Origin of the sequence: Erwinia sp. PPS120, assembly GCF_047918655.1 — a bacterium.
GTDB lineage: Bacteria > Pseudomonadota > Gammaproteobacteria > Enterobacterales > Enterobacteriaceae > Erwinia > Erwinia tasmaniensis_A.
Genome location: NZ_JBLREF010000012.1, coordinates 32,611 through 44,751 on the forward strand (window position 1 = coordinate 32,611; position 12,141 = coordinate 44,751).

The following is a 12,141-nucleotide window of genomic DNA, read 5'->3' on the forward strand; positions in this document are numbered from 1 at the left end:
GCTGCTGAAGTGGGAACAGCAGGGAATGCGGATTAAGAAAAGTTTAGAGGCGAGCTGATATGGCCGGACAGACGTTTGATTTTGAACTGCGCGCCGACGATCAGGTGTCCGGGGCGCTGAAAAAAATAGGCGACCAGGTAAAAGGGTTACAGCCGGAACTGACCGAAACGGAAAAGGGGCTGAAACTCGGCGGACAGGAAACGCAGGATGAACTAAGCGACGTTAATGCCGCGTTCAAGACGCTGGGGCGGTTTGCAAAGGATAACGTCCAGTTCATCGGCGATATGGTTCCGCCTCTGCGTAACTTCCTCGGCAATGCCGGGAAAATCGGCGGCATGGCCGGAAAGTTCGGGCTTGCCGGTGGCGCGGCTTATGTTGCCGGTAAAGGGATCGCCGCGCTCGGTGGCGGTATGGCTGATGCGGCCCATGATGCCTACAGCCTCCAGATAGCCGCCGAAAACGCCGGGATGAGCGTTAAAGATTTCTCGCAGCTGTCAGGGGCTATGCGCCTGCTCGGCAGCGACAGCGAGTCGGCACAGGGAAGTGTTGAGGGGCTTTATAAGACGTTCAACGATGCGCTGCAGGGCCGTAACAGTGCTGCGCTTGCCATCATGAACCAGATTAACGCCCCGATCGTCAGAAACGATGACGGCACGGCCAACGTGCTGAAAACAGTGGAGCAGCTGACAAAGGTTATGCCGAAGCTGTCGCCGCAGAATCAGAAGACGGTCGCGGATGCGCTGGGGCTGGATGCCAACGGGTTGCAGCTGCTGCGCGAAGGCGAACGGCTGAAAGAGCTGCTGGCAAAATCGGATCAGGTCGGTCTGACCGTTGACCCGAAAATTAACGCGGATCTGGTCACGCTGAACCGCAATTTAACCGATGTCGGTTCTTCATGGGACGGACTTAAAAACAGGGTAAAGCAAAAGCTGGCCGGGAGCTTGCTGTCCGATGGTTCGGTCGGCGATGGCCTGAAAGGCGTGGCACATGTCATGCAGACCCCCACGGACCCGGTGGCGTGGAATGAGGCGCTCGGGAACCTGCGGGGCAATGAGGGCGACTGGATGCGCCGTGCGCGCAGCGACAAAAAGTATTTTGATACGCTGCAACCTGACGACCAGCTGAACCTGCTCACCGGCCAGATGAATGACGGCCTGCGGAATAAACTGCGTGTGCAGTATGGATTAAGCGACCAGGCATCCTTGCTTGCCGGTGACGCGCAGGCAATTACCCGCCAGCCGAACAGCGTGGCAAACAGCCCGCCGGTCAGCGGCAAGGTAGACCCGACCGCCGCCTCGGTACGCAATAATAACCCGTGGAATCTGAATTATGTGGGTCAGGCGGGCGCAGTGCCGGCAGGGCGATTTGCACGCTTTGAATCGCCGGAAGCGGGAGTGCAGGCCGCCGACCGTCAGCTGCAGCTGTATGCCACCGGCAAATCAAAAAATGTTGATCATCCGCTCAGCACGCTGAACGAAATCATTCACAAAGCCTCGCCGCGCAGCGATGGCAATGACCCCGAGGCCATGATTAAGCGGGCCGCCAGCCAGCTGGGTGTACGCCCGGACGAGTCGCTGAACCTGATGGATACAGGGATGCGCTCTCGCGTTCTGTCGGCCCTGTTTAATCAGGAAGGCAATAACCCGTTTGATGCCGCGCGTATAGAACAGATTATCAGTGGTAAAAATAGCGCAGGCCCGCAGGCCCCCGCGCCAGCGCCGTTGCTGGCCGTTCAGCCACCGGCAATACAGCCGGAACCGTCGGCGAATGACCGCACATCACCGGCAGTACCGCCCGCGCCGTTACTGGCCGTACAGCCACCGGCAGCACAGCCTGAACTGTCGGCGAGTGACCGCTCATCACCGGCAGTGCCGCCTGCGCCGTCACAGGCCGTGCAGCCACCGGCAGAACAGCCACAACCATCGGCCAGCGCCCTGACAGCTTCAGCAAGCCCGCCTGTCCCGTCGCTGGCGTCCCCTCCTGCGCCGTCCCTCGTTACGCCAGCCGCTGCGCCTTCGCTTGTCGCACCAGCACCGGAACGTAACTCAGGAAGCGCGCAGGATGTAGCGCGTGCTGTCTCAGAAGCGCTTAAAGAAACCGGGATGAAACTTGAGGTGACATTCATCAATCCGGCAAACGGCCAGCGTCAGACCATGACGGCGACCGGTGGCAAAGTGACAACAGCGATGCCGTTCCCTGGCTGATTTTCTTAACCCCCACACAGACCCGGCCCCGCGCCGGGTTTTCTGTTTCTGGAGTTCGCAAAATGTCGATCGTAGGTTCAGCCATTTCAAAACTTCTCGGCGGTTCCGGCGACAGTTATGACTGGCAGCAAAATCTTCACCCTGCATCATTCCGGGGCGTGCCGTTCGCGGTTGAATCCGGGGACGGGGTATTCGGACGCCGCCAGGCGGTTCATGAATACCCGTATCGCGATTCTATCTGGGTCGAAGATATGGGCCGCTCAACGCGCCGCATTCACCTGACCGGCTTCATCGTGCAAAGCAGCCGGGTTTACAGTGCCGGTGACGTCATGAGTCAGCGGGATGCGCTGATAGCCGCAGCAGAGACAGCCGGGTCCGGTACGCTGGTCCACCCGACGCTCGGCGAGCTGACGGTCAGCGTTATGGAAGGCGGCCTGCGCATTCATGAGCACAAAGACGAAGCGCGCATGTTTCGCTTTACCCTGACGATGGTGGAATCGGGGCTGAAAGTGTTCGCCATCACCGGCGCGACCGATGCCATGTCCACGGTTAAAACGTCCTGGCTGTCCACGATTACAACGGCTATTGCGCGGGTCATTGCTGAAATTAATGGCGACCTGCGCAGCGTTTCACAGGCGATTAAAACGCTGAAAAGTACCGCGCAGTTCTGGGTAAATATGGTTGAGAACACGATCAACCAGGCGACAAACCTCGGGAACGTGCTTAAGAGTACGTTCGGCTCGACGCGATATGGCCGTTATAACACCGGGAACGTCGGGGGAAACGCGTCCGGTACGTCATCCGGTAAGTCATCAGATGCGGGTAACAGCACTGATACCAGCGATTACGACAAACTGGTGGCCACCAGAATGGCAGAAGGCGTGCAGAACCGCGCCGCGCTGACGACGGCCATCGACAAACTGCTGGCCAGCGAAACCGTAGAAGATTATGCGGCGAACGTTCAGGCCGTGTTTCTCGTCATCATTGAAAGCCCAGCCGGTGGAGCAGACCTTGTTAACTCACTGGAAAGTATCGCCGGGTTTACGGACACAACCTACCGGCAGGACACGCACGACAGCAGTGTGGCCAGCGCGGCGGTTGTGTTCATTAACGCCCTGACGGCCAGTGCAATGGCCTATACGGCTGCACAGTACACGCCCGCGAACTATGACGAAGCCAGCGCGCTGACCCGTCGCGTCAGCGACGTCATGGATGCGGCAATTCTGTCCGTAGCGGATGCGGGCTATGACGACCTTTATGCGGAAATGATGACGCTGCGCACCAACTTCGTCACCACGATGACCGTTAACGGGGCAAGCCTCGCCAGCGTCCAGACCGTCGCCTTTAATCGCCCGTTACCTGCGCTGACGATCGCAAACCGTCTTTATCAGGATGCCGACCGCGCGGAATCACTGGTCAAGATGGCCGACCCTATTCACCCGGCATTTATGCCAACCAGCTTTAAGGCGCTGACGTCATGAATGATGAATTATCGCTGACAGTTGGCGGGAAAATCCTGACAGGCTGGGATTCAGTGCGCGTGACGAGAAGCATCGAACGTCTGCCGATGGATTTTGAGCTGTCACTGATGGACCACTTCCCCGGCAGCGATGAAAAGCAGCTGGTTAATCCCGGCGACCCCTGCGTGGTCAAAATCGGCACCGACACCGTGGTGACCGGATACATAGACCGGTGGGCACCCATGATTTCGCGATCATCCCATGAGGTCCACGCCGTAGGCCGCAGCAAGTGCGCCGATTTGGTGGACTGCTCAGCTTACTGGCCGAACAACGTGATCACCGGTGCAACGCCGTTGCAGATAGCGCAGCGGCTGGCAAAGCCTTATGGCATTACCGTCGCCAGCGACGTGGATATAACGACCACCGTACCGCAATTCTCGCTGAACTGGGGCGAATCCTCGCAGGAAGTGATTGACCGCATTGCCCGCTGGGCGGCGCTGCTTTATTACGACCTGCCGGACGGCAGTCTGTATCTGACCCGCGTCGGCACCCGGCAGGCAGCCAGCGGAGTCAAGCAGGGCGAGAACATCGAAGCCGCCGCCTATGAAAGCGGCATGGATGAGCGTTTTTCTGAATACACCGGCGTTTCGATGGCGATTACGCCAATCAACGAAGAAGCGGGCAACGATGCCTATGACGCGGTGGCGCTGGCAAAAGCCACGGACCCGGAAGCGGCCAAAATGCGCTACCGGAACCGGACGATCATCATCGAAAGCACCATGACCGCTAACCAGCAGGCGCAGCAGTGCATCGAGTGGGAAATGAACCGCCGCTACGGCCAGTCGAAGCGTCTGCAGGTCACCGTTGACAGCTGGCGCGACAGCGCCGGGAAGCTGTGGGAACCCAATACGCTGATACCGATTTCGCTGCCGGTGTTCGGGCTGGTCGATCAGTTGTGGCTGCTGGGCGAGGTAACTTTCCGCAAGGACGACCGGGGAACGGCTGCCGAAATGGTCCTGATGCCGCCTGCGGCGTTCAGCGTGGAGCCGTACCAGTTTTATAAAAACATCATGGAGCTGAATTACTGATGCCTGATTTTTCTGGTCTGTACCGGCAAATAAAAATGATGCTCGGGATCGGAAAGGTCACCGGCATGAATGATGCCGGACCCGCGCAGACATTGCAGTACCGGAACGCCATAGAGGTTATGACGGCGGGCCGCCTGGCTGAATTTGGTTTTTCATCCGGACCGCCTGTTGGCAGTGATGTCGTGGTGGCGTTCCTCGGCGGCGACCGTTCAAACCCGGTCATCATCGCGACCAACAGCAAAGCCTACCGGCATACCGGTCTGAAAGGTGGCGAAACCGTCATTTATGACCAGTGGGGGCAGTTCATCAAGCTGACCGAAAAGGGCATCACCGTCGAAGCTAACGGCCAGCCGGTCACGGTATCGCGTGCGACCGTGGTCACAATCACCGGCACCGAAGAGGTTATCGCCGATACGCCGGTTTTTAAGTGTACCGGCGACATTATTGACAATTCCGGCACCAACAACACGACGATGAAGCAGCTGCGCGATACGTTTAACGGCCACGACCACTTTGTGGAAGGCGTACAGGGTGGCAGCACGACCATCCAGAGCGACCCGCCCGGGGAGTTAGTGAAATGACCGATATCACGACCAGCTGGGACGCCGAAAACGGCGCGGGCGACTGGCAGATTGCGCAGGGTGACCTGGCTGCCGGTGACGACCTCCAGACCGCTATTTTTATCAGCCTCTTTACCGACCGGCAGGCCCGCGAAGATGACGACTACGAGGGCGACGATCGCCGGGGATGGTGGGGCGATACTGGATCAGATTATCCGATTGGCTCACGTATCTGGCTTCTGCGCCGACAGAGGCTGACCACGGCAGTCGCGAACAAGGCAATTGATTACGCCATAGAGGCGCTTCAATGGCTGATTGATGACGGCATTGTCGCCACCATCAGCGTTAACTCGCAGATCGTTTATCCCTCACGCCTTTACCTGTCCATCACTTACCAGCAACCCGACTTGACCGCCAACACGGTCAAATATTACTGGGTTTGGGAGAAGAGCAATGCCGTATAAAAGGCCCACGCTGACCGAACTGCGGGCGCGTTCACAGAGCGCCATCACGACGGGTCTGGAGAAAATCGGGGCGCTGCTGCGCTTCTCAAATATGCGCGTGCTGGGCGACGTCTGCGCGGGCATGAGTCATCTTCACTTTGGCTTTCTGGACTGGATAGCCAGACAGACGAACCCGTCCACCGCCACCGGGGAATTTCTGGCAATGTGGGGCGCGCTGGTGCGTGTTTACCGCAAGCCCGCCACGGCTGCGACAGGCCAGTCGGTCCCGATAACCGGAACGGCGGGCGCTGTAGCGAAAGCCGGGGCCGTGCTTAATCGTGGGGATGGCTACCAGTACACGCTGGACGCAGACGTAACGATTGGGAGTAACGAAACGGGGTCAGGCACAGTCACAGCCGTCTTACCCGATGCCAGCGCGGATTCCACCGGCGGAGGCGCAAGCGGCAACGCGGCGGCGGGAACGTCGCTGAAGTTTGATGTCGCTGTTGAAGGTATTGATTCCGGCGTTACCGTGACCACGGCCATTACCGGCGGCGCAGATATTGAGGGCGAAGAGGCATTCCGCAGCCGCGTACTCGGAGCCTTCCAGAATACCCCGCAGGGCGGCAGTGATGCCGACTATAAAAAATGGGCGCTGGCCGTGCCTGGTATCACCCGCGTGTGGGTAGTGCGTCGCCTGATGGGTGCGGGTACTGTCGGCGTTTACATCATGCTGGATGGTAACACCGGCAACAATGACAGCGGATTTCCGGTCGGTAAGGATGGCGTGTCATCTTATGAAACGCAGTACCCGGGCGGAACGGCAACGGGCAATCAGCTGACCGTGGCGGATGCGCTTTACAGCCAGCAGCCCGCGACCGCCGTGGTCTACGTCTGCTCGCCGGTAAAGACCAGTGTGCCGTTTACCATTTCCGGGCTGTCTGCTGCCTCTGCCACCCTGAAAGCCAGCATTAACACCGCCATCGATACCGTATTTTTCAACAGTGGCGCACCGGGCGGGACCATTGTTCTGTCTGATATTCAGGCTGCGATCGCGGGCATCAGCGGCACATCAGGATTCATTGTTGTGAGTCCGGCCACCAACATCGTTATGGCCACCGGGTGCATGCCGGTTCGCGGGGTAATGACCTACCTATGAGCAAATTTTCTCTTGATGATTACCGGCGCGCACTACAGGCGCTGATGCCTGTCGGGAAAGTCTGGCCGCGCGCCACCAGTTCGGTTCAGTCTGCGGTACTGGACGCAGTGGCGTCGGAGTATCAGAAAAGCGATACCGAGGCGTTTGCGCTGCTGCGCGGGGCGTTTCCCTCAACGGCAACGATCATGCTGGCAGAGTGGGAAGAGTCGCTCGGGCTGCCCGATGACTGCGCTATAGGCGAAACGGACAGCATAGCGTTACGTCAGAAAGCCGTTGTAACAAAGCTGACGGCAACTGGCGGCGAGTCGGTAGAGTATTTTAAAGCCCAGGCTGAAGCGCTGGGTTATGACGTATCGATTACGCAGTTCCGGCAGGCGCGCGCTGGCATGTCCGGCGCGGGTGCAGCCCTGAACGGTGACGACTGGCCTTTTGTCATGCTGATTACGGCACCGGAAACCACGATCACTTATGCGATGGCCGGGGCAAACTATGCTGGCGACCCGCTGCGTTCGTGGGGAAACAAGCTGCTTGAATGCCGGTTAACCCGCATGGCTCAGTCTCACACCATCATCAAATTCGCGTACACCAACACAACAGAATAACCCCCAATTTCATTACTTTTTTCTAAGCGCCTTAACTGGCGAGGGAATCTTTTTGTATGCAGAAAATCAGTCAACTAACTGCCACCGCGACCAGTGCGGGGGAGTTTACCAATGGTTCAGTTGCCACCGGCGTTTCACCAACAATCCTTGATGCCGGATGGTTCAATACTATCCAGCGCGAGCTGGTCGCGGTTGTTAATGGCGGCGGTCTGACTCTGGATTCGACTAATGACGCGCAACTACTTGCAGCAATAAAAGCGTTGCTCGCGGCTCAGAAGGGCGGTCGTATTGTTAGTGTACAAATGTTCAAGGTATCGGGGACTTACACTAAAAGTAATGAAGCAAATTCCGGCTTTGTATTTGTACAAGGTGGCGGCGGTGCAGGTATGTATGCAATTTCCTGCGCCTCTAACTATATGTCGGGCGGGGCTGGAGGCGGGTCAGGCGGCTATGCAGAAAGCTATTTAACTACTCTGCCATCAACTGCAGCGGTAGTTGTAGGAACCGGTGGGGCTGCAACAGCGAGTTCAGGTGCATCGGGCGGTGCATCCTCATTTAACGGAACAATTATCGGATACGGAGGAGCAAACGGAGCTGTAGTCACGAGCCAGGCATCATCGGGTACGGTTGTACAGCAGGCTGGCGGGACGGGAGGAGGCGCAACTGGCGGGAATATCAAAAACTGCCAAGGCGAACAAGGCGGTTGGCTGTTGCTTACAGCAAATGGCAACTGCCAGAGTGGCCGTGGCGGGCGTAGTCAGGATACAGGGGGTGGACGCGCGGTCGGTGGCGGTGCTTCAGCAGGTGTTGCGGGAGCTAATGGTTCTGGTGGTTCCGGTGCAATCGGGGGCGCTGCGGGTGCAGCAACGTCTGCGCTGTCAGGCGGTAGCGGTGGTGACGGTTACGTTTTAGTTATTGAACTATCATAAGGTCATGAAATGAGTGAGAAAGCAGGTATTTACGCGATGATGATCGCAGGTTCAACAGTTGTGCAGAATGTTGCATGTGCAGTTCCGGGAACCGTTATTCCTGGATTTAAACTTGTCGCTATTGAAAATGGCATTTGCTGCAATCCCGGAAGCTACTATAACGAGGCAGACGGTAAATTTTATCAGGACAGTGCATTTAAAATTTTAACGGGTATTGGGTCGGATATGTCGAAAATCACTTTGGACACGACAGAGACAACATACACTGGCGTCAATGACTTAGCCGCCGTTATGCAGGATGACAGTGAATCAGTTAGCTCAGATGTTGATAACCCGTCAGGTAGCTAGTCTTTTGACGGTGACAAAGGTGAAAATCGGGGTGTAACAGCAAGGAAAAGGCTGTCGGCAGATATGCCGAGTAATTCGCAGATGTGAAATAACTCAGCAATATCTAACCGCCGTTCGCATCGCTCAGCCTTAGAAATCAGTGATTGCTTAACTCGCATAGCGGTCGCAAGCTGAACTTGCGTTATTTTCTTCGCTTTCCGGGCGCGAACCAGCGCCGCGATGATTGAGCGGTAGTCGTTTGGATAAATTGACGGCATGTTTTCGGCCCTGAAATATTCTAAAACAGACTATCTTTCATCGGGCGCTAATAACCCAAAATGGAATATTAAGCGCCGCCAATTCTGCCATGCCTGTTTGATTTCTGGAGCCGTACTTTCTGATAATTATTCTAAAATGGGTTATTTAGGGCGTATATACTGTCTTGCGGTTATTAAGTAATCTATAAGTCAGGCTTAATTAACCGGGTCATCGCTTTATTTTAATCCACATGCGAAAAAAGCCGCTTGCGCGGCTTTATCTCTTTTAGCCTCTGCACGCTGATGTTAAATTACGTGCTTCAGCGTGTTCTCCTGTCGTAGTAGACCGTTGAAACGCCCTTGCGGCTGGCGTGCTGCAAGGGCACCTTTTATCCCTTCCGTGTTTTTTCTTCCAGTTCTGAAAACATCCTGTCGATTTCGCTGCTTTCGCCCCCTTTCTCTGCATTTTCTAAAATTGCCTCAATGCGTTTAATCAGTGCAGGTGATGCGCCTTTCAGGGTTATTTCCACGTCATCCCCCTTATACTTTGCCGTTACCCCTTTGCCGAATGTCCTGACGCTGGGCTTAGGCTTTTCTGTCAGAGGCTTCGCGGCTTTCAGGGTTTTAACAATGAAGTCAGGATCTAGCGTTTCGGTGCGCTTGTACATTTCAAGGTCGCTTACGCGATCCATCATGTCTTTCTCACTTTCTTTGTAAACCCTCAGAATCTCTTCGCCAGCACGCGCTGACAGGTCCGCAGGGTTAGCAAATAGCTTGATGATTTCGACAGGTAACTCCGCAGTTGCCATGCAGCGAATAACAACGCGACGCTGCAGCTGCTCACCCTCGGCCATCGCTTTCACGTTCCCGGCATACTTACCATCAACCAAACGCTTATAACGCTTTCCGCGTTCGTAAGCACTGGTCGGGCGATAATCATTTCCGACTTCCGACAGGCTCGACATTTGCTGGTCGTCCATATCGCCGACCCAAACGCGGTACTCGCGCTGTGTCAGTATTGCAGCCATACGGCGGCGGCTTCCGTCTGCAACCTCAATGATGCCACTCTCATCACGTCCGAAGGCCGGGAACTGCTGGCCGTTAGCTGTGAAGGTCGGGATCAGGTCATCAAGCGTGCTCTCGTTAAGCAGTTCCTGCAGGCGCTCGTTCTGCCCCCACACCATCGTTTTACGTTTCACCTGGTCAGCAGGGATTACCTGTAGTGTGAATCTGACCGGCTTGCCGAGCACGTCCACGGTCATCGTATCGCCGTGCGCTCGTCCTAAATATTCATTCAGTCGGTTAACTGATGGGACGGCAGAAGGCTTAGCGCCAGCCGGGGTGGCCGTTGCCTGCTCACTGATTTTCTTCATGTCAACCTGTGGGGCTTTACTCATTCCTCCGCGTTTCATTGTGCGTCCTCCTTATTCCAGCGTGGTTTGATCAACTTGTCGTAAATCTCTTTGCATACCGGTTCCCATATGTCGATAGCGTTTCGCCAGGCACGATTAGTGCCGCGCTGGTCCGCTGCCTGTTCAAATACGGTCCGCATTTTTACCTGTCCTTTGCCTACCTCTTCCGTCACGCGCACCACCTCATCCAGCACCATTTCACCGAATGCGCTGCTAATCATGTCGCGCATCCACGGTGACTGGCTTCCCGGCAGCAGGCTGTATTTGGTAATCAGCACGCGCACGTCTGGCTCAAAGCCGCCCAAGTCCACTGTAGCAATCAGGTCGCGCAGCATGGAAAAGAACTGATGGATCGATACGTAGTCATAGAGTTCGGCTGGCGTCGGGACCACAATTACATCTGATGCGCACACGATGTTCAGCGTGCCAACGCCGAGGTTTGGGGCGCTGTCCATAACAATGACGTCGTAACCGTCCCATACGGTTTCTATGGCCGCACGCAGCAGAAGATGCGGCGCTGTTGGCAGCTTGCCAGCCTCAGCAAGCGGGTAAACCTCGCTTTCGATGCGGTGAAGGCCGAGGCAGGACGGGATGATGTCGAGGTTCGGCCAGCAGGTCGGCTTAATGGCATAAAAGGCATCATCACGCTGACCCAGATAGAACGGCAGCAGCGTATCATCTTCATGCACATGCAAGTCTGGCACGTAGCCGTGATAGAGCGATGCGGTAGCCTGCGGGTCGGTGGCGTCCACCAGCAGTACGCGAAGCCCCTGTAAAGCCAGCCATTGCGCTAAGTGTACGGATGTCGCGGTTTTATACGCGCCGCCTTTAAGTGCAGCGACGCCGACAACTACCGGCGCAGCCCCTTCCGGGCGGTATGGAAGCTGCCCGAACACTGCGCGCATGTGGTTAATCTGTGCGATTGAATACCCTGCGCGCTGCTCAACCCGGCCCTTCATAATCATATCCGGCACCGGAAGCCGGCCATCGAGTTCAGCCGCGCGGATAGTGGGTTGCGTGACCCCTACCATTTCGCTTGCTTCCTGAATCCCCCAACGGCGACTAATGGTGCGTGCAGATGGCGAGTCGTTACCAAACTGCGCCTCCGCAACGGCCATTGTTAACGCCTGACCGCGAGCGTTACATTCATCTAACTTCTGTAAAAGACCCATCATGCTCTCCTGTCGTTTTGCGTGAAAAGCATTGAAACAGACAATTTTGCGCAAAACAACCATTTTATTACGATTTAGCAGAAAATAAATCCCGCCTGACTTTCTGCCTGCTTATCACCGCCACCCTGATTTGGCAGCCACGAAAGCAGGCAGGACCACACCTGGCTAAGCAGGTAACACCCCTAACATCATGATTTTACTAGCCGGTAACGGTGATTAGCCGGGTAACACGCTTAAAGTCACCTGAACAAAATAACGCCTTTTTAACGCGGACCAATTCCGACAAAAAACAACCAGCCATAACGTAACAAAGATACAAGACACAATATAGCAACCATCTATCCCGTAACCTTCTAACCATAACCACAACGTAACGCAAAAGCAAGACACTTAACGCATGTTATCGTAACATATTCTCGTGTCGTATAACGTAACCAATAGTTAAATATACGCGCGTATATTTAACTATTAGCTGTCTCTTATACACATCTCCGAGCCCACGAGACTGGTTCTCATATCTGGGGGGGG

Annotated in this window: 12 protein-coding genes; 9 read left to right on the top strand and 3 right to left on the bottom strand. The window is 55.9% G+C overall.

Annotated features, from left to right (window positions below; all coding sequences use genetic code 11):
* The first annotated feature begins 59 nt into the window (after window positions 1-59).
* The 9 genes from ACLRGG_RS07735 to ACLRGG_RS07775 all read left to right on the top strand — a co-directional run bounded on the left by ACLRGG_RS07735 (window position 60) and on the right by ACLRGG_RS07775 (window position 8,793).
* The gene (locus ACLRGG_RS07735) at window positions 60-2,204 is read left to right on the top strand and encodes a hypothetical protein (protein ID WP_416249183.1); all 2,145 of its coding nucleotides are present in this window, start codon (window positions 60-62) and stop codon (window positions 2,202-2,204) included.
* Window positions 2,205-2,266: 62 nt separating this feature from the next.
* Window positions 2,267-3,685, top strand: a complete 1,419-nt coding sequence (locus tag ACLRGG_RS07740; protein ID WP_416249185.1) for a DNA circularization protein — start codon at window positions 2,267-2,269, stop codon at window positions 3,683-3,685.
* Entirely contained in the window at window positions 3,682-4,752 is a 1,071-nt protein-coding gene (locus ACLRGG_RS07745) for a phage baseplate assembly protein (protein ID WP_416249186.1), read from the top strand. Before ACLRGG_RS07740 ends, ACLRGG_RS07745 begins: the two co-directional genes overlap by 4 nt.
* A complete protein-coding gene (locus ACLRGG_RS07750) occupies window positions 4,752-5,333 on the top strand; it encodes a phage baseplate assembly protein V (RefSeq protein ID WP_416249187.1) in 582 nt (193 codons plus the stop codon). Before ACLRGG_RS07745 ends, ACLRGG_RS07750 begins: the two co-directional genes overlap by 1 nt.
* On the top strand, window positions 5,330-5,776 hold the full coding sequence (locus ACLRGG_RS07755) for a phage GP46 family protein (RefSeq protein WP_416249188.1): 447 nt from the start codon (window positions 5,330-5,332) through the stop codon (window positions 5,774-5,776). The genes ACLRGG_RS07750 and ACLRGG_RS07755 overlap by 4 nt, the downstream gene beginning before the upstream one ends.
* A complete protein-coding gene (locus tag ACLRGG_RS07760; RefSeq protein ID WP_416249189.1) occupies window positions 5,766-6,914 on the top strand; it encodes a baseplate J/gp47 family protein in 1,149 nt (382 codons plus the stop codon). The genes ACLRGG_RS07755 and ACLRGG_RS07760 overlap by 11 nt, the downstream gene beginning before the upstream one ends.
* Window positions 6,911-7,516 (top strand): YmfQ family protein, encoded by a 606-nt coding sequence (locus ACLRGG_RS07765; protein ID WP_416249190.1) that lies wholly within the window; start codon window positions 6,911-6,913, stop codon window positions 7,514-7,516. Before ACLRGG_RS07760 ends, ACLRGG_RS07765 begins: the two co-directional genes overlap by 4 nt.
* A gap of 56 nt (window positions 7,517-7,572) precedes the next feature.
* Window positions 7,573-8,445, top strand: coding sequence for a glycine-rich domain-containing protein (locus ACLRGG_RS07770; protein ID WP_416249191.1), 873 nt, complete (start codon window positions 7,573-7,575; stop codon window positions 8,443-8,445).
* A 9-nt stretch (window positions 8,446-8,454) separates the two neighbouring features.
* Window positions 8,455-8,793 (top strand): hypothetical protein, encoded by a 339-nt coding sequence (locus ACLRGG_RS07775; protein WP_416249192.1) that lies wholly within the window; start codon window positions 8,455-8,457, stop codon window positions 8,791-8,793.
* Here the strand turns inward: ACLRGG_RS07775 and ACLRGG_RS07780 are convergent.
* The 3 genes from ACLRGG_RS07780 to ACLRGG_RS07790 form a co-directional block, all read right to left on the bottom strand.
* Entirely contained in the window at window positions 8,790-9,050 is a 261-nt protein-coding gene (locus ACLRGG_RS07780) for a helix-turn-helix domain-containing protein (RefSeq protein WP_416249193.1), read from the bottom strand. The two genes, ACLRGG_RS07775 and ACLRGG_RS07780, sit on opposite strands and share 4 nt — an antisense overlap.
* A gap of 368 nt (window positions 9,051-9,418) precedes the next feature.
* Window positions 9,419-10,441: a ParB/RepB/Spo0J family plasmid partition protein gene (locus tag ACLRGG_RS07785; protein ID WP_416249194.1), complete on the bottom strand. Its 1,023-nt coding sequence runs from the start codon at window positions 10,439-10,441 to the stop codon at window positions 9,419-9,421.
* A complete protein-coding gene (locus tag ACLRGG_RS07790) occupies window positions 10,438-11,559 on the bottom strand; it encodes an AAA family ATPase (RefSeq protein ID WP_416249195.1) in 1,122 nt (373 codons plus the stop codon). The genes ACLRGG_RS07785 and ACLRGG_RS07790 overlap by 4 nt, the downstream gene beginning before the upstream one ends.
* Window positions 11,560-12,141 lie beyond the last annotated feature (582 nt).

Bases quoted from the DNA above. Each gene is read 5' to 3' on its own strand.
- ACLRGG_RS07755 (WP_416249188.1), top strand. From the start codon at position 5,330: ATGACCGATATCACGACCAGCTGGGACGCCGAAAACGGCGCGGGCGAC.
- ACLRGG_RS07780 (WP_416249193.1), bottom strand. From the start codon at position 9,050: ATGCCGTCAATTTATCCAAACGACTACCGCTCAATCATCGCGGCGCTG.
- ACLRGG_RS07735 (WP_416249183.1), top strand. From the start codon at position 60: ATGGCCGGACAGACGTTTGATTTTGAACTGCGCGCCGACGATCAGGTG.
- ACLRGG_RS07760 (WP_416249189.1), top strand. From the start codon at position 5,766: ATGCCGTATAAAAGGCCCACGCTGACCGAACTGCGGGCGCGTTCACAG.
- ACLRGG_RS07765 (WP_416249190.1), top strand. From the start codon at position 6,911: ATGAGCAAATTTTCTCTTGATGATTACCGGCGCGCACTACAGGCGCTG.
- ACLRGG_RS07745 (WP_416249186.1), top strand. From the start codon at position 3,682: ATGAATGATGAATTATCGCTGACAGTTGGCGGGAAAATCCTGACAGGC.
- ACLRGG_RS07790 (WP_416249195.1), bottom strand. From the start codon at position 11,559: ATGGCCGTTGCGGAGGCGCAGTTTGGTAACGACTCGCCATCTGCACGC.
- ACLRGG_RS07775 (WP_416249192.1), top strand. From the start codon at position 8,455: ATGAGTGAGAAAGCAGGTATTTACGCGATGATGATCGCAGGTTCAACA.
- ACLRGG_RS07750 (WP_416249187.1), top strand. From the start codon at position 4,752: ATGCCTGATTTTTCTGGTCTGTACCGGCAAATAAAAATGATGCTCGGG.
- ACLRGG_RS07785 (WP_416249194.1), bottom strand. From the start codon at position 10,441: ATGAAACGCGGAGGAATGAGTAAAGCCCCACAGGTTGACATGAAGAAA.
- ACLRGG_RS07740 (WP_416249185.1), top strand. From the start codon at position 2,267: ATGTCGATCGTAGGTTCAGCCATTTCAAAACTTCTCGGCGGTTCCGGC.
- ACLRGG_RS07770 (WP_416249191.1), top strand. From the start codon at position 7,573: ATGCAGAAAATCAGTCAACTAACTGCCACCGCGACCAGTGCGGGGGAG.